The organism is Actinomyces johnsonii (assembly GCF_006546835.1).
GTDB lineage: Bacteria > Actinomycetota > Actinomycetes > Actinomycetales > Actinomycetaceae > Actinomyces > Actinomyces johnsonii.
The window spans coordinates 19634-43619 of record NZ_VICB01000001.1; the positions used below are offsets into that span (position 1 = coordinate 19634).

Annotated in this window: 25 protein-coding genes; 7 read left to right on the plus strand and 18 right to left on the minus strand. The window is 68.1% G+C overall.

Annotation, left to right across the window (positions count from 1 at the left end):
- Positions 1-9: 9 nt before the first annotated feature.
- The 6 genes from FK256_RS00075 to FK256_RS00100 all read right to left on the minus strand — a co-directional run bounded on the left by FK256_RS00075 (position 10) and on the right by FK256_RS00100 (position 4575).
- Positions 10-405 (minus strand): winged helix-turn-helix transcriptional regulator, encoded by a 396-nt coding sequence (locus FK256_RS00075; RefSeq protein ID WP_141423244.1) that lies wholly within the window; start codon positions 403-405, stop codon positions 10-12.
- A 103-nt stretch (positions 406-508) separates the two neighbouring features.
- A complete protein-coding gene (locus tag FK256_RS00080; RefSeq protein WP_009403923.1) occupies positions 509-1132 on the minus strand; it encodes an NADPH-dependent F420 reductase in 624 nt (207 codons plus the stop codon).
- Positions 1133-1245: 113 nt separating this feature from the next.
- The gene (locus FK256_RS00085; protein ID WP_141423245.1) at positions 1246-2244 is read right to left on the minus strand and encodes an ABC transporter substrate-binding protein; all 999 of its coding nucleotides are present in this window, start codon (positions 2242-2244) and stop codon (positions 1246-1248) included.
- On the minus strand, positions 2241-2921 hold the full coding sequence (locus FK256_RS00090; protein WP_141423246.1) for an ABC transporter permease: 681 nt from the start codon (positions 2919-2921) through the stop codon (positions 2241-2243). Before FK256_RS00090 ends, FK256_RS00085 begins: the two co-directional genes overlap by 4 nt.
- On the minus strand, positions 2918-3655 hold the full coding sequence (locus FK256_RS00095) for an ABC transporter permease (RefSeq protein ID WP_141423247.1): 738 nt from the start codon (positions 3653-3655) through the stop codon (positions 2918-2920). Before FK256_RS00095 ends, FK256_RS00090 begins: the two co-directional genes overlap by 4 nt.
- Complete coding sequence (locus FK256_RS00100) at positions 3652-4575, minus strand: ABC transporter ATP-binding protein (protein ID WP_141423248.1); 924 nt, start codon at positions 4573-4575, stop codon at positions 3652-3654. The genes FK256_RS00095 and FK256_RS00100 overlap by 4 nt, the downstream gene beginning before the upstream one ends.
- 171 nt (positions 4576-4746) lie before the next feature.
- On the opposite strand from FK256_RS00100, the gene FK256_RS00105 reads away from it, so the two are divergent.
- A complete protein-coding gene (locus FK256_RS00105; protein ID WP_141423249.1) occupies positions 4747-5754 on the plus strand; it encodes a zinc-binding dehydrogenase in 1008 nt (335 codons plus the stop codon).
- On the opposite strand, the gene FK256_RS00110 is transcribed toward FK256_RS00105, so the two are convergent.
- Positions 5751-6191 carry a VOC family protein gene (locus FK256_RS00110; RefSeq protein ID WP_141423250.1) on the minus strand — a complete coding sequence of 147 codons (441 nt, stop codon included), beginning with the start codon at positions 6189-6191 and terminating at the stop codon, positions 5751-5753. The two genes, FK256_RS00105 and FK256_RS00110, sit on opposite strands and share 4 nt — an antisense overlap.
- Before the next feature lie 209 nt (positions 6192-6400).
- Here FK256_RS00110 and FK256_RS00115 point away from each other — a divergent pair, with 209 nt between their 5' ends.
- The gene (locus FK256_RS00115) at positions 6401-7168 is read left to right on the plus strand and encodes a DeoR/GlpR family DNA-binding transcription regulator (RefSeq protein ID WP_141423251.1); all 768 of its coding nucleotides are present in this window, start codon (positions 6401-6403) and stop codon (positions 7166-7168) included.
- Between the two features lie 31 nt (positions 7169-7199).
- Here FK256_RS00115 and FK256_RS14220 read toward each other — a convergent pair whose 3' ends face one another.
- From FK256_RS14220 to FK256_RS00130, 4 genes are all read right to left on the minus strand, one after another.
- A complete protein-coding gene (locus FK256_RS14220; protein WP_170197875.1) occupies positions 7200-7358 on the minus strand; it encodes a hypothetical protein in 159 nt (52 codons plus the stop codon).
- 12 nt (positions 7359-7370) lie between these two features.
- Entirely contained in the window at positions 7371-9152 is a 1782-nt protein-coding gene (locus FK256_RS00120) for an alpha/beta hydrolase family protein (RefSeq protein WP_009233501.1), read from the minus strand.
- A gap of 213 nt (positions 9153-9365) precedes the next feature.
- Positions 9366-10802, minus strand: coding sequence for a class II fumarate hydratase (fumC, locus tag FK256_RS00125; RefSeq protein ID WP_009233500.1), 1437 nt, complete (start codon positions 10800-10802; stop codon positions 9366-9368).
- Positions 10803-10897: 95 nt separating this feature from the next.
- Entirely contained in the window at positions 10898-11491 is a 594-nt protein-coding gene (locus FK256_RS00130) for a TetR/AcrR family transcriptional regulator (RefSeq protein WP_009233499.1), read from the minus strand.
- 84 nt (positions 11492-11575) lie between these two features.
- Between FK256_RS00130 and FK256_RS00135 the strand changes: the two genes are divergently transcribed.
- The gene (locus FK256_RS00135; RefSeq protein ID WP_141423252.1) at positions 11576-11956 is read left to right on the plus strand and encodes a nuclear transport factor 2 family protein; all 381 of its coding nucleotides are present in this window, start codon (positions 11576-11578) and stop codon (positions 11954-11956) included.
- Between the two features lie 40 nt (positions 11957-11996).
- Here the strand turns inward: FK256_RS00135 and FK256_RS00140 are convergent, their stop codons facing one another.
- Together FK256_RS00140 and FK256_RS00145 are read right to left on the minus strand one after the other, a co-directional pair.
- Positions 11997-12881 carry a purine-nucleoside phosphorylase gene (locus tag FK256_RS00140; protein ID WP_141423253.1) on the minus strand — a complete coding sequence of 295 codons (885 nt, stop codon included), beginning with the start codon at positions 12879-12881 and terminating at the stop codon, positions 11997-11999.
- Positions 12878-14326: a purine-cytosine permease family protein gene (locus tag FK256_RS00145; RefSeq protein ID WP_141423254.1), complete on the minus strand. Its 1449-nt coding sequence runs from the start codon at positions 14324-14326 to the stop codon at positions 12878-12880. The genes FK256_RS00140 and FK256_RS00145 overlap by 4 nt, the downstream gene beginning before the upstream one ends.
- A gap of 301 nt (positions 14327-14627) precedes the next feature.
- On the opposite strand from FK256_RS00145, the gene FK256_RS00150 reads away from it, so the two are divergent.
- Positions 14628-14816 (plus strand): CsbD family protein, encoded by a 189-nt coding sequence (locus FK256_RS00150; RefSeq protein ID WP_009233495.1) that lies wholly within the window; start codon positions 14628-14630, stop codon positions 14814-14816.
- A gap of 114 nt (positions 14817-14930) precedes the next feature.
- Here the strand turns inward: FK256_RS00150 and FK256_RS00155 are convergent, their stop codons facing one another.
- The 3 genes from FK256_RS00155 to FK256_RS00165 all read right to left on the minus strand — a co-directional run bounded on the left by FK256_RS00155 (position 14931) and on the right by FK256_RS00165 (position 17604).
- Positions 14931-16094, minus strand: a complete 1164-nt coding sequence (locus tag FK256_RS00155; protein WP_021605234.1) for an RCC1 domain-containing protein — start codon at positions 16092-16094, stop codon at positions 14931-14933.
- Between the two features lie 38 nt (positions 16095-16132).
- The gene (locus FK256_RS14710) at positions 16133-16789 is read right to left on the minus strand and encodes a hypothetical protein (RefSeq protein WP_021605235.1); all 657 of its coding nucleotides are present in this window, start codon (positions 16787-16789) and stop codon (positions 16133-16135) included.
- 155 nt (positions 16790-16944) lie between these two features.
- Positions 16945-17604, minus strand: a complete 660-nt coding sequence (locus FK256_RS00165; protein ID WP_425321564.1) for a ferritin-like fold-containing protein — start codon at positions 17602-17604, stop codon at positions 16945-16947.
- 276 nt (positions 17605-17880) lie between these two features.
- Here FK256_RS00165 and FK256_RS00170 point away from each other — a divergent pair, with 276 nt between their 5' ends.
- Complete coding sequence (locus tag FK256_RS00170; protein WP_141423256.1) at positions 17881-19545, plus strand: DEAD/DEAH box helicase; 1665 nt, start codon at positions 17881-17883, stop codon at positions 19543-19545.
- 44 nt (positions 19546-19589) lie between these two features.
- Here FK256_RS00170 and FK256_RS00175 read toward each other — a convergent pair whose 3' ends face one another.
- Complete coding sequence (locus FK256_RS00175; protein ID WP_141423257.1) at positions 19590-20216, minus strand: MarC family protein; 627 nt, start codon at positions 20214-20216, stop codon at positions 19590-19592.
- A gap of 44 nt (positions 20217-20260) precedes the next feature.
- Positions 20261-21106: a PHP domain-containing protein gene (locus FK256_RS00180; protein WP_141423258.1), complete on the minus strand. Its 846-nt coding sequence runs from the start codon at positions 21104-21106 to the stop codon at positions 20261-20263.
- 36 nt (positions 21107-21142) lie between these two features.
- On the opposite strand from FK256_RS00180, the gene FK256_RS00185 reads away from it, so the two are divergent.
- Together FK256_RS00185 and FK256_RS00190 are read left to right on the plus strand one after the other, a co-directional pair.
- Complete coding sequence (locus FK256_RS00185) at positions 21143-22252, plus strand: Gfo/Idh/MocA family protein (protein WP_141423259.1); 1110 nt, start codon at positions 21143-21145, stop codon at positions 22250-22252.
- A 69-nt stretch (positions 22253-22321) separates the two neighbouring features.
- Positions 22322-23959 carry an aminopeptidase P family protein gene (locus FK256_RS00190; protein WP_141423260.1) on the plus strand — a complete coding sequence of 546 codons (1638 nt, stop codon included), beginning with the start codon at positions 22322-22324 and terminating at the stop codon, positions 23957-23959.
- The last annotated feature ends 27 nt before the right edge of the window (positions 23960-23986 follow it).

Here is a 23986-nt window from a genome sequence, read left to right on the forward strand (position 1 = left end):
AATGGTCACTCAGTGGGCGGCGTCATAGCGAGCCCGGGCCTCACTGACAGCGCCGAGGTGATCGGTGGCCCAGGTCTCGACCTGAGCGAGTGCCTCCGCCAACCCCCGCCCCGAGTCGGTGAGCTCGTAGGTCACTCGCGGCGGGATCTCAGGGTACTGATGACGCTTGAGAAGGCCATCGCGTTCAAGCCCCCGTAGGGTCTGGGTGAGCATTTTGGTGGAGATGCCGTCGACTCGGGCCGATATCTCCTTGAAGCGTTGCGGCTGGTCCGCATGATGGAGCGCCCCGACGACGAGCACGGTCCACAGGTCCCCGAGTGACTTGAGTAGGCGGCGTGAGGGGCAGCTGCGGCTATAAGGGTCGGGGGCCATCTCCATGCCGGTCGACTTCTCAGTATCGGCCACGTTGTCTCCTCGTGCGCTTGGTCACCGATCCGTCGTCGGGCGCCCATGAGTGTGAGCGCCCGACAACGGACATGGGTGACAGGCTACCTGCGAACCGGGCGCCTCACTCGGACACGACGGCGAGGCCTCCGGTCCAACCGATCTGCTCAGTGACGGCCAGGGCGATGTTCAGCGCGCCGAGTGCCTCCAGACGCTCCGCCCGCTTGAGCTCGCCAGCGTCTGCCCACGTCAGTCCGGCGGCCTCGATGAGCGCACGCAGGCTCGTCTTGGCCTCCGCGGAGTCGGAGGCGGCCAAGACGGTTGCCGGGCGAGCGCCGACGGTGCCGGTCGCCAGGACGGCGGCGAAGACGGTGTTGAAAGCCTTGACCACCTGGGCATCCGGGAGTCTCACGGCGAGCTCGGCGGCCGCAGAGCTACCGGCCGGAACGAGAGAGTCGAGGGTGGTGAAGTCCAGGGGGTTGGTCGGGTCGACGACAACCTTGCCGGCGAAGGCCCTGGCGCCATAGGTAGCGATGACGTCGTCGATGGCGGCGTAGGGCAGGGCGAGGACGACGATGTCGCCGCTCAGGGGCGAGCCGATCTCAGCGACTTCGACGCCCGACAGGCCGGTGACCTTGGAGGTGTCGCGTACCAGGACCTGAGTGCTGGCGCCGGCCTTGACCGCCAGACCTGCGACAGCTGATCCGATGTTGCCGGCGCCGATGATGGAGATGGAGGGGACTGACATGAGAGCTCCTTAGTGTTGTTGGTGGACGAACACCCATACTCTCCCACACATAGTCACTTCCCGAAAGAGAGTGAGTGCGTGAAAGAGAACATACTGGTGGCGGAGCAGGCCGTTCAGAGGAGCTTCTTGGATGTGAGCCAGTCGGTGGCGATGACCTTGGAGCTCAGTCCCTCACCGGTGGAGCGCTGGTTGAGGGCGCGCAGCTCGTCGGGGGTCAGTAGAGCCGAGACCCGGTTGATGGCGGTCACCGCGATGGCGGGCAGTGAGGCGGACACCAGTGGGGTGACGTTCTGCGGAAGGATGAGCATCTGGGGATCGGACAGGACGACGAGGTCCTGCGTCTGGATGACGGGGTCCGAGGAGTAGATGTCGGCGACGTCGACGGTGCCGTCAGTGAGCGCCTTGACGGTCAGCGGCCCGCCGGAGTCCTCTACTGGCGTGACAGAGGCCTCGACGCCGTAGACGGCCTTGAGCCCCTCGGGCCCATAGGGCCGGGTGGTGAACTCGGAGTTCGCGGCGATCGTAATGGGCCGCCCCAGGGAGGCCAGGTCTGCGATCGAGGCCAGGGAGTGGGCCTGGGCGGTGGCCCGGGTGACGGTCAGTGAGTCCTGATCCGTGGCCTCGGCCGGGTTCAGGACGGTCAGGGAGCGCGGCAGAGTCGTCAGCAGGGTGTCCTGAATGGAAGTGGTGTCGCTTGCGGCGCGGGAAGGAGTGGCGGTGCCGGTAGCGGTGGAGGGACTACCTGAGCCGGCGGTCTTGCTGTAGTACTCCAGCAGATTGCCTCCGTACTCAGGGATGACGTGGATCTTGCCAGCCTCGAGCTCGGGCAGGTAGACCTCGCGCTGGCCGATCTGGTACTGCCGGGTGACAGTCAGGCCCGCCTTCTCCAGCATCTGGGCGTAGAGCTCGGCGATGATCTCGTTGGAGTAGTACTGCTGGCTGCCAATGATGATGGGGCCGCCGGAATAGCCTCCCGAGGCCCGGTCGATGGCGAAGGGATCGGTGTTGGAGCAGGCACTGAGCGCGACCAGGCCGCCCAGTGCGCCGACGCCGGCCAGCAGGCCGCGTCGCGTCAGTGGTTCTCCGGAACGCGTGCTGGGGTGTGCGGTCATGCGGTTTCCTTCCGGTGCTGCCGGGCGCCCGGGGGCGTGACAGCCCATTGAGCGAGGGCAAAGAGGGCCTCGGAGGCCAAAGCGAGGGCGATAACCAGCATCGCCGAGGCGAGCATCATGACGTAGTCCTGAGTCTTGAGCCCCAGGAACATGAGCCGGCCCAGCCCACCGGCGCCGGTGTAGGCGGCCAGCGTGGCGGTGGAGATGACCTGGAGGCTGGCCGAGCGCAGCCCGCCAATGAGCAGCGGCGCCCCCAGAGGGATCTCGACGCGCCCCAGAATCTGGAGCTCGCTCATGCCGCTGGCCCGGGCCCCGTCGACAGCCATGACGGAGGCCGCACGCACGCCACTCATAGCTCCGGCCAGGACGCTGGGCAGAGCCAGGACGACGAAGGCGATCATGGGAGCGGTCAAACCGACGCCGAGAGCGAGACCGAACAGGGTGATGAGGCCCAGGGTGGGCAGGGAGCGAGCGGCACCGCTGAGCGGCTGCACCCAGCTGCGCCCGCGACCGGTGTGGCCCACCCACCAGCCGGCGGGAACCCCGATGAGGGCGGCGATGAGGACGCCAGCCAGCGAGTACACGGCGTGCTGGATCATCAGCGACCCGATCCCCATGGCCCCACTCCAGTGAGCAGGGTCGGTGATGTAGGCCAGGGCGGCCAGGACGAACCTCATGCCTCATCCTCCTGGTTTTCCCGGCCGTCATCCTCGCGGCCGCCGGCTGCAGGCACCTGTGCGGGCCACCCGGCCGTCTGAAGCACCTGTCCGGCACCGGCGCGTTTCCACGTCCATGGCAGGCACAGGCGCCCCAGGAGGAGAATGATCCCGTCCAGGACGAGGGCCAGGACCGCGGTGGCCACCAACCCGGTGACGATCTCCGCGGTGATGCCGCGCTGGAACCCGTCGGTGAACAGCCAGCCCAGGCTGCGCACGCCGAGTACCGCTCCGACGGTGGTCAGCGAGATCGTCGAGACGGTCACCACCCGCAGGCCCGTGAGGATCGCGGGTCCTGCCAGCGGCAGCTCGACGGTGAGGAAGCAGCGGAGGCGTCCCATGCCCATGGCGGTCGCGGCGTCCAGGACTCGCCCGTCGACGGCGTCGAGCGCATCGGCGGTGGCCGGAACCAGCAGCGCCAATCCGTAGAGGGTCAGGGCGACGATGACGTTGAACGGGTCGCGGATCCCAGTGGCCAGGATGATGGGAAGGATGACGAACAGCGCCAGCGACGGGACGGCGTAGAGCAGGGAGGAGCCGGTCACTAGCACGGCGCGCAGAGGGCGGGCCGCGCGGGCCAGTCTGGCGATGGGGATCGCCAGGACGAAGGCGGCGAGAATCGCGGGAACCGCCTGGAGCAGGTGGGCCAGCAGGTGCCCGGCGATGGTGGGCAGGTTGGCCAGGACCCAGCTCATGCCCGCTTCCCCGCAGGCTTCATAGCCTCCACGACCTCCGTAGCCTGCACAGTCTGCTCAGCTCCTGTCGACGTCACCAGATCGTCGGACAGGCGCCCGACGGCGCGGCCGGCGCGGTCGAGAACGATCCGGGTGTCGGCGACATCTTTGAGCCGTAGCTGGCGTGCGGCGTCGTCGAGCCCGAGGAAGCGGGCCACGAAGTCGTCGGCCGGGTCGGCGAGCAGCTCTGCTCCACTGCCTCTCTGAGCGACCCGGGCGCCCTCGCGCAGGAGGATGATCTCGTCCCCTAGGGCCAAGGCCTCGTCGACGTCATGGGTGACGAAGATGATCGTCTTACCCAGCTCGGCCTGAATCCGGACCATCTCGCGCTGGAGCTCGCGGCGCACGAGGGGATCGACGGCGCCGAAGGGCTCATCCATGAGGAGAACCTCGGGATCAGCGGCCAGAGCCCGGGCCACGCCAACCCGCTGGGCCTGCCCTCCGGAGAGCTGGTGGGGGTAGCGCCCCGCCAGGTCGCGATCGAGGTCGAGCATGTCCATGAGCTCGAGGGCCCGCTGCCGGCAGTCACGGCGGTCCGTGCCCTGGAGGCGGGGCACGAGAGTGATGTTGTCGATGACGCGTCGGTGCGGTAGCAGCCCCGCGTTCTGCATGACGTAGCCGATGGACCGACGCAGGGCAACGGCATCGCGGGCGGCGATGTCCTCATCATCGATGAGCACTGCACCGCTGGAGGGCTCCACCATGCGGTTGACCATGCGCAGCAGGGTGGTCTTGCCGCAGCCGGAGGATCCCAGCAGGACGGTGGTGGTGCCGGCCTCGATGCGGGCCGAGAAGGAGTCGACGGCGGGGGCACCGGATCCGGCGCCCCTCCCGGCCGGGTACAGCTTGGTGACGGCGTCGAAGATGATGGTGCTGCTCATAGAAGGTGCCGGATATCCTCTCCTGGCCGCAGACAGCACGACCGTATAGCGTGCCGCAACCGTACCAGCCGTCACTTGCTGAACTGCCGGAAGGCAGGCTTTACCAAGGCGATTGGTGCAGGATTGAAAGCAAACACCCAGGTACCCGCGAACAACCTCGGAGGCGCACGCATGACGGACATCACCGACAGCGACGCTCCCGCCACGATGCTGGCGGCTCAGCTCAGTGAATCGGGCAGCATCGGCAACCTCCGCATCGTTGAGCTTCCGATGCCGGTGCCTCCGGATGGCTGGGTGCGTCTGAAGGTCATGGCCTTCGGCCTCAACCGCAGCGAGTACCATTCCGTTCACGGCCTGGCTGAGGGGATGACCTTCCCGCGCATCCTGGGGATCGAAGCCTCCGGGGTCATCGACCTGGACCCGGAGGGCATCCTGGAACCCGGCACCCAGGCTGTCACGATGATGGGTGGGATGGGACGGCTCTTCGACGGCGGCTACGCCCAGTACGTTGTCGTGCCGCGCACGCAGATCATCACCTTCCATTCCAGCCTGCCCTGGGAGGTCATCGGCTCGGTGCCTGAGACACTGCAGACGGCCTACGGAACCCTGACCACAGGCCTGGATCTCCAGCCGGGGCAGAGCCTGCTCGTACGCGGAGGCACCTCGGCGCTCGGACTGGCCACGGCCGCGCTCGCAGCCGACATGGGCTGCCGGGTCTATGCGACCTCTCGCCGCGAGGCCGGGCTGGAGCTGCTGCGCTCACGAGGCGCCACCCCGCTCCTGGACGACGGGAAGGTTGCTCCACGGCTGCGCGAGGCAGAGCCGAGTGGGGTTCACACCGTCCTTGAGCTGGTCGGCGTGCCGACGCTACGGGACTCGCTGGCAGCGACGGCGGTTCACGGAACGGTCTGTTTCTCCGGGATGCTGTCGGACTCATGGACGATTCCCAATTTCTACCCGATGGACTGGATCCCCAACGGGGTGCGTCTGACCACCTACTCCGGCCAGGCCCAGGACCTGCCGGCGGAGGTGCTTCAGCGGACCCTGGATCGGATCGAGTCGGGCGATCTCGATCTCCTGCCCATCCACTCCTACCCTCTGGCCGACATCGCCCAGGCGCACGAGGACATGGCCTCGGGACGCCACATGGGCAAGCTCGTCGGTCTGCCGTGGCCCTAGAAGGCCGGGCGCAGGGCGACATCGTCGGAGTAGTCGGAGGCGACGAGTTCGACGCGGTTGCCCTCGGGGTCGAGCACGGTGGCCTCGTAGTAGCCGTCTCCGGTCTCGCGGGGTCCGTCGATCACCGGTACACCGGCCTCGGACATGTTGGAGGCCAGGCGGTCGACGTCGTCACGCCCGGGCAGGCCGAAGGAGACGTGTGCCCAACCCAGCGCGTCGGTCTCTCGCCGCTCGGCGAGCTCCGGACGGGTCATGATCTCCAGGCGGGTTCCCCGCTCGTCCGCGGGGGTCTCGGCGAAATGGAGGATGTGGGTGCGCAGGCCGGTCTTCGGGTTCTCGTAGAGGCCGTTGGCGTGCCCGTCGAACCAGTGGGAGTAGAAGTCGCGGGCGCCGTCGAGGTCGGCGACCCAGATGGCAACGTGGTCGAGGTGCGGCATGATCGTTCCCTTCGTGACGGTGCAGAATCACTGTAAATGACCAGAGATGATCGCACGATCATTCTTCTCAACAGTGATTTTCTGCTGTTAATTCAACGGATTAGCTGAACCGCTCTCCGTTGACACCAACAGTAAAAGACCATACGATCATTGTCATTGCTCGTTCCCAGGCAAAACGATCACCTCATCGCTGTTGAAGCGGAGGAAGCATGCCCAACAGTCCCCACGAGAGGCGCCGCACCATCCTGCGAGCCCTCAGCCCCACCACGGTCCACAGCGTGCAGGCGCTGTCCCGATTGACCGGAGTCTCAGTCATCACCATCCGACGGGACCTGACCGAGTTGGCCCACGAGGGTCTGGTGACTCGGGTCCACGGCGGGGCCCTGCGCGCTCCGCGCCGTGGGGCCGCCCGACCAGCCGCCATGCGCCGCGGTCAGGACGTGGAGATCAAGCGCCGCCTGGCGCAGGCTACCGCCGAGCTCATCGAGGACGGAGAGGCGGTCATCATCGACTCCGGGACCACCTGTGAGATGGTGGCCGAGCAGCTCGCCGGCCGCGATATCCGGGCCCTGTGCTTGTCGCTGGGTGCCGGTGCGGCACTGGCCTCCGTGCGCGGGGCCGCGGTAACCATCGCGGGTGGCCCGGTGGATCCGGAGTCCCTCTCCCTGTTCTCCGCCGAGGCGGTCGACTCTGTTCGCGCCTTCCGGGCCGACGTCGCGGTCCTATCCACCTGCGCCGTGTCCACCCGCGAGGGGCTGACCGTTATGGAGTCCGACGATGCCATGGTCAAGCGCGCCATCATGGCCTCCTCCACCCGGCGCATCCTGCCGACCGCGCCGAGCAAAATCACTCAGACCAATACCTATCGGTTCGGCCGTATCGAGGACCTCGACGCGCTGCTGACGACAAGCCAGATCGATCCCGACGCCCTCGAGGAGCTACGAGGTGCCGGGGTCGACGTCGTGCTGTGCGACTGACCGCCGGCAGCCGAGCCGGGATCGAACCGACTCAGCCAAGAAGCGCCGCAATGGTGCAGGAAGCGGCCAGCAGCGGGAAGGTCCCTTGCTTGGCTACCGCGCTGCGGTGGGGCGCCAATGCCAGGACCAGGACGACCGCAGCCGCCAGCATCGCCTCGGTACCGATGCTGTTCCCCAGGACAATGCCCAAAGCCTCCCGCGCTCAGGAAGTCGCCTGCTGGGTCACCCAGGCGATGAAGTTCTCCTCACCGGAGCCGGTCAGCTCGGCCATCGTGTGCCCCTGACCCCAGATGGTGGCGAAGTCGACGCTGCCGGCTCCGGCTTGCTGGAGCGCCAGGGCGAGGTTGACCTCCACGGTGGAGGCGGTGTCGCCCTGGGTGATGCCGGTGCGGATTCGCCAGGCCGGGGCGATAGTCGACGTACCACGCCCCTTGGAGTCCTGGGTGAGGTAGTAGAGGGGGTCGTACATCGACACGCGCGTGGCCATGTCGGTGCCGACCGAATCCTTCGTAGCAAGGTCCTTCTCGTACGCGGCGACACCGTAGTCGTTGCTCCAGCCGCTGAGGGCGGAGTACTTCGACTGCCCCTTGGAGATGACCTCGCGGCTCGAGGAGGAGAAATGCAGCTTGTTCTCCCCTGATCCCATGACGAGATTCTCGGTCTGGGCGCGGTCGACGCCGTCGAAGGCTCCCACATCCTTGGAGGCGTTCTTCTGGGAGGTGACGAAGCCCTCGAGGCCGGTGATCGTCGCGGTATTGGTGGAGGCGTCGTAGGCGACCCACCGCGAGGAGGAGTTGAGAGAGGCGATGTACTCCTCCACCGTGTTGTAGGTGGTGGTCTCGCTGCTTGATTGACCGTCCGGCCCGCCACTCGAGGGCGCACCACCGCCACCGGGTCCCATGCCGGCCATCTCGGTGGATGAGGGCGTGTAGGGGAAGGAGGTGGCGGACAGGAAGTCGTTGAGGGATTTCTGGATGACCGCCACGAGGTGGTCGTAGTAGGAGCCGGCCAGATAGGTGCCCTTCGAAGAGCTCTCCAGGCTCAAAGGCTTGCCGTCCGAATCGGTCAGCTTCAGCTCGTTGAGATAGGCGGGGAAGGCCGCCGCGAGGTCCTGGGAGTAGGCCCTCGTCCAGGTGCCCTCGGCCCGGGTGCCGGAGGAGGCGAACTGTCCCATGTTCCACTCGTAGGCGGCGTTGGCGCTGTCCAGGGTGGTGATGGGGCACCAGCACATGGCTCCGGCGACGGCGTCGGACAAGGCCTTTCCGCTGGTGTCGGTGGTGGCGGCGCCCAGGGCGGCCAGGTAGGGGGCGAAGAGCCCGCTGTCGCCCGAGGCCCCGGCCACGGCGCTCTGGGCACCTCCTCCGCTGTGCCCGAAGACATAGACCTTGGCGGCGTCGCCGGGGATGGAAGCGGCGTTGTAGCGCCGGTAGCGCACGGCGGCCTTGAGGTCGGTAACGCCCCAGGGCGCGTTGCCGGAGTAGGTCTGGGAGTTGGAGTCCTTGCCGCGAAGGCCGGCGTGGACGTAGATGAAACCGGCCTCCATGTAGGCCTTGATGGTGTCGTAGGAGTACTCGCTGGGCGGCTTCTGGGCGGAGTAGCCCGGGGTGTTGACCGGGAGGACAGTCGGTGCCGTGGCGGCCGTGAAGCTGCCGACGGCGCCTGAGGCATTGATCGTGGCGGTGTAGGTGCCGTTGCCGTTGTCGGTTCCGGTGAAATAGGCGCCAGGCACGTAGATGCCCAGAGTCTCGTAGTCTGAAGCCTGGGGCGTGGCCACGTAGCTCAGACCCAATTGGTAGTAGACGTCGCCCGTCGCGTCATAGCGCCAGGCGGCGCTGTCAAGGGTCAGCTTCGGGTCGGTGGGGGCCTGCGACGACGCCGTGGCGGAGGCCTGTGAGGCGGTTCCTCCACTCGAACAGGCCCCCAGTCCCAGGACTCCCGCCGCAGCGGGCAGGGCGGTGAGGACGGTGCGTCGCGACAGGTTCATAGTGGTTCCCCTTCCATACCGTGGTCCGAGTCATGATCCACTTGTCTTCTGCGTGCTTGGCTTCAGCACATCACCCTAGAACAGGGTTCCTCCCATAACCGACCTGTGGCTTTCCTGTGGGAGTGAAGGACAAGGACGATGACGGTTCCCGCCTCCTGAGATGGAGGGCGGGAACCGTCATCGTGCTCGGTGGTCGGGGACCGGAGTCGGGGTTCAGTCCTCAGCGGCGCTGGGGTGGGTCATGTCCATGGGCACGACCCACTTGTCGAACTCCTCGGCAGTGACGAAGCCGAGCTCGAGGGCGGACTCGCGCAGGGACAGGCCCTTGTGGTGGGCGTTCTTGGCGATCTTGGAGGCCTTGTCGTAGCCGATGTGGCGGTTGAGGGCGGTGACCTGCATGAGGTTGGTCTCCAGGTTGGCCTCGATCCGCTCGGTGTTGGGCTCGATGCCGTAGGCGCAGTTGGTGTCGAAGGAGACGCAGGCGTCGCCCAGGAGCTGGATGGACTCCAGGACGCACCAGGCCATGACCGGCTTGAAGACGTTGAGCTGGAAGTTGCCCTGGGAGCCGGCGAAGCCGACGGTGGCGTCGTTGCCGAAGACCTTCGTGGCCACCATGGTCATGGCCTCGCACTGGGTGGGGTTGACCTTGCCGGGCATGATCGAGCTGCCGGGCTCGTTCTCCGGGATGATGAGCTCGCCGATGCCGTTGCGGGGGCCGGAGGCGTACCAGCGCACGTCGTTGGCGATCTTCATCAGGGCGTCTCCCAGGACGCGCAGGGCGCCGGAGACCTGGACCAGGGCGTCGTGGGCGCCCAGGGCGGCGAAGAGGTTGTCCGCCTGAGTGAACTCGATGCTGGTCTCCTCGCTGATCTTGGCCGCGCACAGGGCCCCGAACTTCGGGTGGGCGTTGAGACCGGTGCCCACGGCGGTGCCGCCGATGGCGAGCTCTCGGGCGCGGGAGTCGGCGTAGCGGATGCCGTCGAGGGCGAAGTCGATCTGGGCGACCCAGCCGCTGATGACCTGGCCCAGGGTGATGGGGGTGGCGTCCTGCAGGTGGGTTCGCCCGACCATGACGACGTCGGCGTAGGCCTTGGCCTTGGCGTCCAGAGTGTCGCGCAGCTGCTGGACGCGCGGGTACATGGCGGCCAGCTCGTTGACGACGGCGATGTGCATGGCCGTGGGGAAAGTGTCGTTGGAGGACTGGCCGCGGTTGACGTGGTCGTTGGGGTGGACCGGGGTCTTGGAGCCCCGCTCGCCGCCAGCCAACTCGATGGCGCGGTTGGAGATGACCTCGTTGGAGTTCATGTTGGACTGGGTGCCCGAGCCGGTCTGGAAGACCACGAGCGGGAACTCGGCGTCGAGGTCACCGGCGATGACCTCGTCACCGGCCTTGGCGATGAGGTCGGCGATGTCGGTGGGCAGCTCGCCGAGCTCGGCATTGGCCAGGGCGGCGGACTTCTTGAGGATTCCCAGGGCCTTGATCATGGGGCGGCCCCACACGAAGGTCTCGCGGCCGATATCGAAGTTGTGCAGGCTCCGCTCGGTCTGGGCCCCCCAGTAGCGGTTGGCGTCCACCTCGATGGTGCCCATGGAGTCGGATTCGGTACGGGTCGTGACGGCCTGGTCTGGCGTCTTTGCATCAGTTGTCATAGGTGCAAGGTTAGGCGCACACGATCGTCGACGGGCGAGGACGGGCGTCCCACGCGTCTCAGATCGCTACCGGCCGACGGCGTCGTTACGGCGGCTCATGACGACCGGAGCTGTTCCAGAGCCAGGTCGAGCAGGTCCGCGAGATGCTCGCCTCCGTCGATGGTTCGGGGCTCATGGAGATGACCGGTGATCTGCAGGGCGGCCAACCCATGAAGCAGGACCCAGACGATGGTGGCAATCTCACGAGTCGGCCCGGGGCGCAGCAGATCGGCATCCTGGGCCTGAGCAACGAGCTCGCCGACGGCGGACATGGCGTCGTCGGCAGCCTCCTCCAACCCGGGATCCGGCTCGGCAATCGGGGTGTCCCCGAAGACCAGCTGGTAGTGATGGGGGTGCTCGACAGCGTAGTCGATGTAGGCCCGACAGCCGGCGTGCACCCGTTGCCAGGCATCCTGATGGCGCTCCGCGCCGTGACGAATCCATCCCGCAATCTGTCGCAGCGTTCGCTCGGCCAGTGCGCGCATGAGCGCCGCCTTGTCCGCGTAGTGACGGTAGGGCGCTGAGCGGGACACACCGGCGGCTTCTCCGACGGCGCGCAGCGTCACCGCCTCAGGCCCGCTGTCCTCGAGCAGCCTTGAGGCTGCATCGAGGATGGCGGCACGAGTCGGTGCTGAATCACGGGGGCTCACGAATCAAGCCTACCCACATGTTGACACAGTCAACTTTCCGGTTATGCTGACATTGTCAACTTAATCTGAGGAGAGGAACGACTCATGACCGACATCACCCGTACCGGCGCCGACTTCGACGCGAACTACCTGCGCACCTGGACTGAGCCCGACGCCGGTCAGCGCCGTGCGCTCATCGAGCAGATGTGGGCCCCGCACGGGTCGCTGCACATCTCCTCACCCGCCTTGACCGTCACAGGAACAGCCGACATCGCTGAGCACATCAACCGCGTCCACAACGACCGCATTGCAGGTCAGGGCCTGACCTTCAGCTACGACCAGCGCATGGAGTCCGGCGACGCGCTATTGCTGCGCTGGTCAATGACCGCCCCAAGCGGCGACGTCGTCGGGCGCGGAGTCGACACCGTCTTCCGCGACGTCGACGGCAAGGTGACGCGCGCCTATATGTTCATGGGCGTGAACTGACCCGAGAGATCCCCCTGCGACTCACCTCGACGTCGGCAGCTCAGGACATCGCCGCCAGCACCGCCTCGATGCCGGCGGCGATCGTCGTGTGCGCGCCGGCCGCGAGCCGGACGACCTCGTCGGGATCGGTGGGCGCCTGCGCGAAGGACAGGTCGGAGACGACGCTCATGCCGGCCACGCGCACCCCGAGCTGATGCAGGGCGATGGCCTCCAGGACGGTGGACATGCCCACGCAGTCGGCACCGGCGAACTCCAGCATTCGCGTCTCCGCCATGGTCTGATACTCCGGCCCGCGCACAGCGGCATAGACGCCTGACCTCTCTGTGACACCGCGCAGGACGTCAGCGAGCTCGTCGTCCCACACACTGCGCACGTCAGTGAAGACCGGGCCGTCGAAGGGTGAGGAGCCGGTGAGGTTGAGGTGGTCGGTGATCGTCATGACCTCGCCGATGCGCCAGCTGCGCAGGCACCCGCAGGCGTTGACCAGGACGGCCCCGCGTACGCCGGCAGCGGCCGCGATACGGGACAGGGCGACCACAGGTCCGGGCCCGTGCCCCTCGTAGAGGTGGGTCCGTCCGCGAGCCACGAGGACGCGCCACTCTCCCCCATCCTCCTGGGCGCCCACCTTCCGGCCACGAGCGACGGCATAGGAGTCGAGGCGATCCTCATGTCCCGGTGCGACCGGGACCATGACCCCGGGCAGGTCGGACAGGCGCAGGCTCGCCGCCGGCTCACCCCAGGCCGCCAAGGCGTCAGCGGCGCCGGACCCCAGGACCACCAGGAGGTCGTGGCCAGGCGCGCCGGTACGACGGGCGATCTGATGGGCGCCTTCCATGGCCGCTCCCGGACCTTCTGCGCCGGCAGACACGCTCAGGGCCTCCAGACGCTCAGGCTCAAGGGAGAGAACAGCTGCATGGTCGGTCACGAACGCGCCTCCTGGAGGGCGACCCGGCCTCGACCGAGGGCGAGGTGCCCGAGCACACCGATGAGCAGGGAGACCAGCACACCGAGGTTGGCTCCGGCCCAGGCCCCGTCGCGACCCCCGAGGGGCCCGAGCAGGTAGCCCTGCCAGGACAACCACGAGGCGGCCGAGTTGACGACCAGCCCCCAGCCGACGACGGAACCCACGGCCACGAGGGTGATGGCCTCCCAGTTGACTGAGCCGTAGACGCCGTCGGGAGTGAAGAGGGCCTCCTCATCGTAGTCGCGCCTGCGCAGAATGACCTCGGCGACCATGACTCCGGCCCAGGCGGCGATGACGACTCCCAGGGTGGTGAGGAACCCCTGGAAGGGGCCGAGGAAGTCATCGGCACCGAAGATGACGGCGATGGTGCCCACGGTCATGATGGTGGCGTCGATGGAGGTGGCCACGTGCCGGCGCACGGGCAGACCGGTCGCCAGGAGCGACAGGCCCGATGAGTACAGGTCCATGATGATGCCGCCGGCCAGCCCCAGGATGGCGACGACCGCGAAGGGAACGAGGAACCACGTGGGCAGAATCGTGGTCAGAGCACCAATGGGGTCGGTGTTGATGGCCTGGCCGAGCTCGGCGTCGGAGCCCACCAGGAGGATGCCGAAGAAGACGAGCACCACGCAGGGCAGCGCCGATCCCAGCGTGGTCCAGCCGATGACGCCGGCCGTCGAGGCCTTGCGGGGCAGGTAGCGGGAGTAGTCGGCGGCGGCATTGACCCAACCGAGGCCGAAGCCGGTGGCCACCATGACCAGGGCTCCGATGAAGGCCGCGGGGCCACCCGACGGCAGGGCCAGAATCCTGTGGATACTGATCTGGGGAGCGACGAGGACGAGGTAGATGATGGTAAGGACACCGGTGGCCCAGGTGATCCAGGTCTGGACCCTCATGATCGCCTCGAAGCCGAGGATGCCGGCGCTGGCGGCCAGGCCGACGGTGAGCAGGAAACCGAGGATCTGGGCGCCGACCTGGTTGTGCCAGCCCAGCGCCTGGAGCACCGTCGCCGAAGCGAGGGTGGCCGAGACGCACAGGACGGTCTCCCAACCCACGGTAAGGATCCACGACAGCGCTGCCGACAGTCGGTTGCCGTTATACCCGAAGGCGGCTCGGGACAGGGCCAGAGTGGGAGCGCTGCCCCGCTTGCCCAGGACGGCGATGACGCCGCACAGGAAGAACGACAGGACGACGCCGACGGCGCCGGCCACGACCGCCTGCCAGAAGGACAGTCCGAATCCGAGGACCCAAGCGCCCCAGGACAGTCCCAGCACGGAGATGTTGGCCGCGAACCAGGGCATGAAGAGATCGCTCGGCCGTCCCTTGCGATCGGACTCGGCGATGACGTCGAGACCGACGTTCTCGACGCGGGTGGCGGTGGGGGCATCGGCAACTGCACTGCTCATGGGCGATCGACCTCGGTGTCGGAATCGGGGCGCCTCCGGCGGAGACGAGGCATTGAACGAGGAAAACGGCACTGGACGTTGTGAAACGTTCAGGGTGAAGTGTACGCCCTCGACAGCCCGGCGGTCTCAGTCAAGAGTGCCGCCGCGGCCTCCACCTCAGAAGATAAGAAAACCGCACGATCAACTTGATTTCCATAGTAACTCTCACTATATATGGAGCGGCGTCCCAGGCGACGGCCTGTAGTGTTGAGCTATCCGCTATGTCTCCACCTCGGGAGACTCACCACGGAAAGGAGCTCTCATGAGCGACAACGGAACCTTCGACAGGATCGCTGGCAAGGCCAAGGAGGCCGCGGGCAAGGTCACTGGCAACAAAGAGACGGAGACCGAGGGCAAGCTTCAGCACGCCGAGGGCAAGGTCAAGGAAGTCGCAGAGGATGCCAAGGACGCCGTCAAGGGCGCGGTCAACCGCCTCAAGGGCGACAAATAGAACCTCCCGGCGCTGAGAACTAGCAGGAGCCCAGCCCCTTTCAAGAGGGGCTGGGCTCCTGCCGCACGACCGTGGAATGTCTCTGGGAGGCGACTCAGCCTTGGCGGGCCGGCCTCAGCTGTCCGCGGGAATGAGGGTCGGCGCCACATTGACGACGCTCTGCGAGGGATCGGCCTGTCCCCACGAGTTGTTCCCCCAGGTCCAGGTCCCCTTGTCGACCGTTGCCCACGTGTCGTAGCCGGACGTGCCGATACGGGTCACTCCTTCAACCTTGTCGACCCGCACCAGTCCGGACGGGGAATCGGAGACGGCGCCGTTGACCTGGCCATAGCGGTTGGATCCGAAGCACCAGACGGCTCCCCCGGCCAGTGCGCAGGTGTGCTCATAGCCCGAGACGAGCTCACTGGGAACCACAGGCAGCTTACCGACCTCGACGGCCTGGTTGACGAGCGCCTCGTCGGTCTTCTTACCGAGCTGACCGACCTCATTGGCCCCCCAGGCGTACACGGCACCCGAGTCGTCCACGGCCACGGCAAAGCCCTTGCCCACGCTCAGCGCGGAGATCTTGACCTTCTCAAGGCCGGGCACCGCCGTCGGCGAGACGCGCGCGCCCTGAGTATTGGCCTGAGCATCGGCACCCCAGCAGGAGACTCCGACACCGCCGGAGGAGCAGATGAAGGACCCGCTACCGGCACGCAGTAACGCCGGCTTCGTGGCGTCAGGGGCCGCAGCGGACGGGGCCAAGGCCGACGACTTCCCGCCGGGCCAGAGCCAGTGCCCTCCCAGGGCACCTCCTACCAGCCCGATCACGAGAAAGCCGACTGCGATCACGGGCAGAATCCAGTTGGGGCGCGGAACACCGTCCGTGTATTGGACAACACCCTGACTCGACGGAACCTCGGTCACGGCTGGCAGCGGCTGGAGGCGGAAGCCCTGCGGCTGGGGCTGCGTCGGCGTCACCGTCTGCGGCTGGGGCTGCTCGGCTCCTGACGGCTGCGATTGGACCCGAGTCACGCCGGAGTCGGCGTCGTAGCCACTCGTGTAGGCACCATCGGAGGCGAAGGCGCCCCCCGATACCCCAGAGGCCGGGGCGGGCTGCTGCGTGGACGGATACCTGGTGGACTCGGAGGAGTATCCAGCGGAAGAAGCCATCTGTTCGAGCTGCGCGCGCTGCTCGGGCGTCCAGGCATCGCCGTCGCGGAGAGCCTCCCGAGCGCGTTCAGGACTGCCACCGATGAACCACAGCACCTTGTCCCCGTCGAGCATCCGGTCATCCATGGGCCAGATTTCTCCTCAAGGCCGAGAACCAATGCGCGTCAGTACGTCAGCCGGCGGCGCGCCATGAGCATGGCGGCACCCGTAGCACTTGCCCCCACGGCCATCCAGGCGGCGGTCGTTCCGGCACCGGTCTGCGCCAGAACAGGACGACCGGCAGTGCCGGTACCGCCCTGCCGGGGAGCGATGGTCTGCTCACGGGAGGCGCCGGCGGAGCCCTGAGCAGGTCCCTCACCGGACGCCGCGGGAGCGCTCTCGGAGGACTCCTCGGACCCTCCAGCCTGGGGCGCCTGTTGCTCGGGAGCACTACCCGCGCCGGAGGTGCCGCCCTGGTCCCCCTGGCCCTGCTCCGCCGGCGCAGCCGGGCTGTCCTGCTGCCCCGTGGAATCGTCGGCGCCGGGCGCCTGCTGGCCGGCATCGTCTCCGGGAGCAGGCGCAGGGGCCGGGGCCGGCGCGGGCTCAGGAACGGGGGCGGGAGTCGGAGCGGGCTTGTCGACGATGGGGTTGGGGTTAGGGTTGGGATCGGCGGGAGCGGGCGTAGTGGGCTGAGGGTCCGTGGGGGAGGGCTTGGCCTCACCGGCCTGCGACGCCGCCTGCTCGGTTGTCTGAGCAGTGTCCGAATCCGCAGCAGCCGCTCCAACGGGAATAACGGACAGAGCGACAGCCGCGGACGCGGCCATCCACACGCTTCGCTTCATGGGAACTCCTTCAATATCGAGAACCGCGGGTTCTCGAGAGGCGGGTCATAGGGTTTGGATGCCGACACTTTACCCGGCAGAACCCCGGTCATGTCACGCCGCCGACACGGGCACCACTCCCACTGTTAGATACCTCACAATATAATCATGCGTCGTTAGACCCTCAGCCCCAGCCCCTTCATCCGCGAGACGGCCCCCTGGGACAGGACCGTGTGGAGCCGCTCGGGAGCAATGGTTCCGAGCAGCTCGGGGAACTGGTCGAGCAGCCGCTGGAAGGAGCCGATCTCCTCGCCGACGACGCGCCTGCCCCACAGCCCCAGGCGCGCAGCCAACTGCGGGTCGGCGGCGATAACAGTCTCCAGCTCGGCGATGGCGTAGGAACCGATCGGGTCCAGGCTCAGCTCGTCAATGAGTCCGCCGCGCAGAGGCTCGGCCAGCGAGTCGCTCAGCGCCATACCGAAGTCGATGAGCAATCCGAAGGCGATATAGGTCTTGACCAGGCGCTCAGCCCAATCCAGGGGACGCAGGCGCTCGTCGAAGTCGCCGAGCACGTCCGTGAAACGCTCAGCCGCGCCAGCAGCGTCGATACCGTGCTCCGCAGCCAGGGCCACCACCCGATCGAAAGAGCCGACCTCCCAGGCACTCATGCGCAGCAGGTCGACTCGCGCGCCCATCTGCGGGGCGCGGTCGGCGTCTTTGGCGTAGCGCGTGCAGGCCGCCGTCCTGGAGATGGCGACGATGCCGACCACGGACAGCTCGTGAGGACCAACCCGCATCGGGGAGGGGGCACTGGGCTGCGGAGACGGCGTCGACATCTGAGTCATGGCCCCAATCGTAGCCAGGTCCGCCGCACCACGACGCAGCACCGTGACATCAGCCACGCCCATGGCACGTTTCTCCGCCCAAAGGCGCCATCTGGGCATTTTCCAGCTACGCTGACGGGGTCCACGGTTGCCCGGTCGTCAGATGGACTCAGATAACTCGCGATCGGCTGCCATACCCGACGGCGCCCACGCAGCGCACCTTATGCCGTGCGCGCGAGCGACAGCCGCGCCAGACCGGAACAACCTGATCAGAAGACAAGGAACCTCGTGACCAACGAGCAGCACGGGGCCGACGCCGTCGAGCCCAGCAACAACTCCACAGACGAGAACGCAACCGCCAACGCCGCAAGCACGTCCACCAGCACCGCGGCTTCCGGGATCCTCGAGACGGCCGGAGCCCACGCACCTGCCCTGGACGAGGCCACACCCGACATCACCGATGAGGGCGACCGGACCGACCTGACTCGCAAGACCTTCGCCGATTTCGGTGTCGAGCCCGAGATCTGCGACGCCCTATCTGCCAAGGGCATTACCCACCCCTTCCCCATCCAGGCCCTCACCCTGCCGGTGGCCCTGGAGGGGCAGGACATCATCGGCCAGGCCAAGACCGGTACCGGTAAGACCCTGGGCTTCGGTATCCCTCTGCTCATGGACACCCTGGGCCCCGGGGAGGAGGGCTGGGACGAGGACCCCGCCTCCGGCAGCCCGCAGGCCCTGGTCATCCTGCCCACCCGCGAGCTCGCCAAGCAGGTCGCCGAAGAGCTGTCTACCGCCGCCGCCAGGCGGACCGTGCGCATCGTCCAGGTCTACGGGGGCCGCGCCTACGAGCCCCAGATCGAGGACCTCGAGCGGGGCGCCGAGGTGGTCGTAGGAACACCCGGCCGCCTCATCGACCTCATGGACCGCGGAGTGCTGGACCTGGCCCACGTGACCACCGTCGTCCTAGACGAGGCCGACGAGATGCTCGACCTGGGCTTCCTGCCGGACGTGGAGAAGATCCTGGCCCGCACTCGCACCGACCGGCACACGATGCTATTCAGCGCCACGATGCCCGGCGCCGTGGTCGCCCTGGCGCGCCGCTACATGACCCGCCCCACCCACATCCGCGCCCAGGACCCGGGTGATGAGGGCATGACCGTCCAAACCGTCCAGCAGGTCGTCTACCGCACCCACTCGATGAACAAGGTCGAGGTCGTCTCCCGGATCCTGCAAGCCGAGGGTCGCGGACGCACGATCATCTTCGCCCGCACCAAGCGCACGGCAGCCCGGGTGGCCGACGATCTGCGGGCGCGCGGTTTCGCCCCCGCAGCCCTCCACGGAGACCTCGGCCAGGGGGCCCGGGAACAGGCCCTGCGCGCCTTCCGCAACGGCAAGGTGGATGTGCTCGTGGCCACCGACGTGGCCGCCCGCGGCATCGACGTCGACGACGTCACGCACGTCATCAACTACCAGTGCCCCGAGGACGAGAAGATCTACGTCCACCGCATCGGGCGCACCGGCCGCGCCGGTAACTCCGGCACAGCGGTCACCTTCGTGGACTGGGACGACGTGCCTCGCTGGAGGATCATCGCCAAGGCCCTGGGACTACCCATCGAGGAGCCGGTGGAGACCTACCACACCAGCAAGCACCTCTTCTCCGACCTGTCGATCCCCGAGAAGGTCACCGGCCGCCTCCCCCGCCACAAGCGCACCCTGGAGGGCCTGGACGCCGAGGAGATCGAAGATCTGGGCGAGACCGGCAGGCACGGGCGCAAGCAGCCCGGCCGGCAGGGAGGGCGCGGTGGGCGCGGTCGGGGCCACGGCAGGGATGCCAAGCGCGGTGAGCGTTCGCGCTCCCGGCGCTCCGATGCCGGTGAACCGGCGCCCCGGCGCAAGCGCACCCGCAAGCGCACCCGCGGCGGCCGCCTAATCGACGGCTCCGCCAACGATTAGGCACCGGAGGCCGTCGGCGACTACGAGTCCGCACGGGATCAGCGTCAGAGACGGGTCTCCAGGAAGGCGAAGATGCCGTCGGCCATGATCTGGACGGCGATCGCCGCCAGAAGCAGTCCCATGACCCGGGTGAGGATACGGATACCGGAGGTGCCCAGTACCCGGTTGAGTCCCAGGGAGAAGCGCAGCGAGATCCAGACGACGATATGCGTGCCGATGATCGCGGCCGTTACCGAGACCCATCCGGCCGCGCCGCCGCCGGTGGCGTCCACCGCGACCATGGCGGCGACGATCGCTCCCGGGCCGGCCAGCAGGGGCGTGCCCAGGGGGACGAGGGCGGCGTTGGAGGTGACGGCGTCGGGGTCGGGGCTCTCATCTGCCTTGTCGGTCAGCAGCTCGAGGGCCACCAGGAGGAGGAGCAACCCGCCGGCCACCTGGAGGGAGGGCACCGAGATGTCCAGGAACTTCAGGATGTAGCGGCCGAAGACCGCGAAAAGAAGGATGACGCCGAAGGAGACGACCGTGGCCTGGCGCGCGGAGGCGGCCCGCTCGGTGGGGGTCTGCCGCGAAGTCAGGGAGAGGAAGATCGGTATAGCCCCCAGGGGGTCCTGGATGACCAGGAGCGTCATGAAGGTCGTGGCGAAGACCGTGGGCTCGAAGACGGACTGCATAATGGCTTTCTATCACCGGCAACCGGTAGGAGTCAGGGCACGATTCAGGGCTTGACGAGGTCGAGGGCGCCCTCGTCGACGATCTGTTCCAGGAGCTCGGGCGGCATGAGGTTCTCCCCCAGGCGGTTGGGTTTACCGGTGCCGTGGTAGTCCGAGGCCCCCGACAGCCCTAGGCCCAGGCGCTGAGCCAGGATGCGGACCTGCTCGCGCTGCCCGGGAGTCTGGTCCCGATGGTGCATCTCCAGGGCAGCCAGTCCGGCCTCCGCCATCTCGGCGAAGACCTCATCGGGCACGAGGCGGCGCTGGCGCGAGGAGGCGCGCGGGTGGGCGGCCACCGGGACTCCGCCGGCGGCGCGCACCAGGCGACAGGCCTCGACCGGATCCAGTGCCCAGTGATGGACGTAGTAGGGGGAGGCAGTGGCGAGCGGCCCGGCGAAGGCCGCGTTGCGATCGGGGAAGGACCCGGCAGCCACGAGGGCGTCGGCGATGTGGGGCCTGCCGATCGTGTGGGCGCCTGAGGACTGGGCCACGACATCCTCCCAGGTGATCGGATAGTCCTCACCGAGACGCTCGACCATCCGCTGGGCGCGGGTGTCCCGGGAGGTACGGGCGTGGGCGAAGGCCTCGCCCAGGGCGGGGTCGTCGCTCCGGTGCAGGTAGGACAGCAGGTGGAGGGTGACGCCGCCCGCGGCGCAGGAGATCTCGGTGCCGCGCAGAAGGGCGACGCCGGTGGCAGGCACAGCCGCGGCCGCCTCCTCCCAACCGGCCATCGTGTCGTGGTCGGTCAGCCCGACAACATCGAGGCCGGCCCGCGCCGCCTGGGCCATGAGCTCGGTGGGAGAGTCGGTACCGTCGGAGCAGGCCGAGTGGGTGTGGGGGTCGATGCGCACCGGGACAGTGTAGGGACGCATGAGAGACTGGACGACATGAGTGAGCTGAGCCGCACGACGGATACCGCACCTGGCTCCGGGGACTCCCCGGTCCGCTTCGGCGTGATCGGGGCCGGTTTCATCGCCCGATGGTTCGCGCAGGCCGTTGCCCTTGAACCGGCCGCCCGGGTCGTGGCCGTCACCTCTGCTCGCCGCGAGCGCGCCGCCGCCTTCGCCCAGGAGCACCAAGTCCCGTATGCCCACGCATCGCTCGAGGAGATGCTCGCCGCCCACGGCCCGGACTCCGAGGCACCGATCGACGTCGTCTACGTGGGCTCCCCCAATTCCCTGCATGCGGAGCATACGATCGCGGCGTTGGAGGCCGGTTTCCACGTCCTGGTGGAGAAGCCCTTCGCGCTGACGGCCGGCCAGGCCCGCGCGATGGTGAAGGCCGCCAGACGGGCCGACCGCTTCCTCATGGAGGGGTGGTTGTCCGCCTTCGAGCCCGGTGTGGCACGGGTGCGCGAGGCGCTGGGGCGCGTGGGCCGACTGCACCGGGTGGTGCTGTCCAAGGAGCAGTTCTCCTCGCGGATGGAGGCCTACCGGGCCGGTCACCTGCCGCCGGCCTTCGACCCGGCCCTGGGCGGCGGGTCCCTCATGGACCTGGGCATCTACACGGTCAACCTGGCCATCCACCTGTTCGGGGAACCGGACCGGGTAACGGCCACGGGAGAGCTGCTGGATTCCGGCGTCGACGTGCGGGGCACAGTCGTCCTGTCCTACGACTCCGGCGAGTTCGCCGGGCTGGAGGTCATCTGCCTGCACTCCAAGACCTCTCCGGGGACGGAGTCGACCTTCGCCTCGGACCGGGACGTCGTGGCCATTGATGACTGCCAGTGGCCCGAGCGGATCGAGCTGCGCGGGCCGACCGCAGGCAGGAGCGCGGGTGAGGGTGCGCAGGCGCGCGAGGATCTGTCGGTCGAGCGCGGCGCCCAGCAGCCCGGCCGTCAACTCATCTATGAGCTGGCCGAGGTCTGCCGCCTGGTGCGGGCCGGGGCACGGGAGTCCGACCTGCATCCCCTGGAGCATTCGGTGGCCGCCATCAGGGTGCTGGAGGAGGCACGCCACCAGGTGGGGGTACGTTTTCCGGCCGACTCTCAGGACTAGCCGCCGTTCCTGCCCCTCGGCCGCTTCCGCGGTAGCCCGACGACGGCTCAACGGTGAGATGATGCCGCTATGACATCGATTCCCCCTGCAGACGGCAGCCCGTCCGACGACTCATCCACATCCGCCTCCCCGGGTGAGGCTCCCCAGTCCTTGGCGGCGCGCGGCTCCAATCGTTCTCGTCAGCCGGACAACCAGGCCTTCCGGGACTTCATCGGCTCGGGATGGGGTCCGCGCCCCGGGGGCCTGCCCGCCCGCAGCGAGGCGGCCCCGTGGGCGGCGGCTCGCCGAGAGGCGCTCGGGACGCACTTCCCCGGCGAGCGCCTGGTACTGCCCGCGGGAGCGCTCAAAGTGCGCAACAACGACTGCGACTACCGCTTCCGGCCTCACAGTGCCTTCGCCCACCTGGCAGGGACCGGTGCGGACTTCGAGCCCGACGCCGTCCTCGTCCTGGAGCCCCTGACCTCGCCCGGCCGGAACACGAACACTGCGCAGACGCCAGGCGCCCCGGATGATCCGGCCCATGCCGCCCCGACTCACGAGGCGGTCCTCTACTTCCGTCCCCGGGCCTCGCGTTCCAGCCGGGAGTTCTACGGCGATCCCCGCTACGGCGAGCTGTGGGTGGGGGTGCGCCCCTCCCTGGAGGAGGTCGAGGCGGCCACCGGTGTGCGCTGCGCCCACATCGACTCCCTGCCCGATGCCCTGGCCAAGGACGCCGGTCCCGGCGCGGTCCAGCTGCGCGTCGTCGCCGAGGCCGATGAGGCCATCACCGATCTGGTGACCACCACCCGTCAGAAGGCCGGGCTGGAGACCGGCCAGGTCGCTGCCGAGGTCGACGCCGGGCTGGCCGAGGCCGCCAGCGAGCTGCGCCTGGTCAAGGACCCCTGGGAGATCGACCAGCTGCGCGCCGCCGTGGCCGCCACCAAGGCCGGCTTCGACGACCTCATCCGCTCCATCCCGAGGGCCCGCGGCCACTGGCGGGGCGAACGGGTCCTGGAGGGGGCCTTCGGGGCCAAGGCCCGCGAAGAGGGCAACGGCCTGGGCTACGACACGATCGCCGCAGCCGGCAACCACGCCAACACCCTGCACTGGATCAACAACGACGGCGCAGTCGAGCCCGGCCAGCTGGTCCTGGTGGACGCCGGAGTCGAAGTCGACTCCCTCTACACCGCCGACGTCACCCGCACGATCCCGGTCGACGGCCGCTTCACCGAGGCCCAGCGCAAGATCTACCAGGCAGTCCTCGACGCCGCCGACGCCGCCTTCGCCAGTGCAGGCACTCCGGGCTGCCGTTTCAAGGACGTCCACGCCGCCGCCATGGAGGTGATCGCCGCCCGCCTGGAGGAGTGGGGGATGCTGCCCGAGGGGGTGAGCGCCACCGACTCGCTGGCGCCCGAGGGTCAGTATCACCGGCGCTGGATGGTCCACGGGACCAGCCATCACCTGGGCCTGGATGTCCACGACTGCGCCCAGGCGCGCCGCGAGATGTACATGGACGCCGAACTCGAGCCAGGCATGTGCTTCACCATCGAACCGGGTCTGTACTTCCGCGACGATGACCTGCTGGTGCCCGCCGAGATGCGCGGCATCGGTGTGCGCATCGAGGACGACGTCGTCGTGCGCGAGGACGGCGGCGTGGAACGTCTCACCCAGGATATTCCCCGCACTGTGGAGGAGGTCGAGGCCTGGGTGAGCGGGCTCATCGCCTGACAGCTTTCTTCCACCCCTTCTATCACT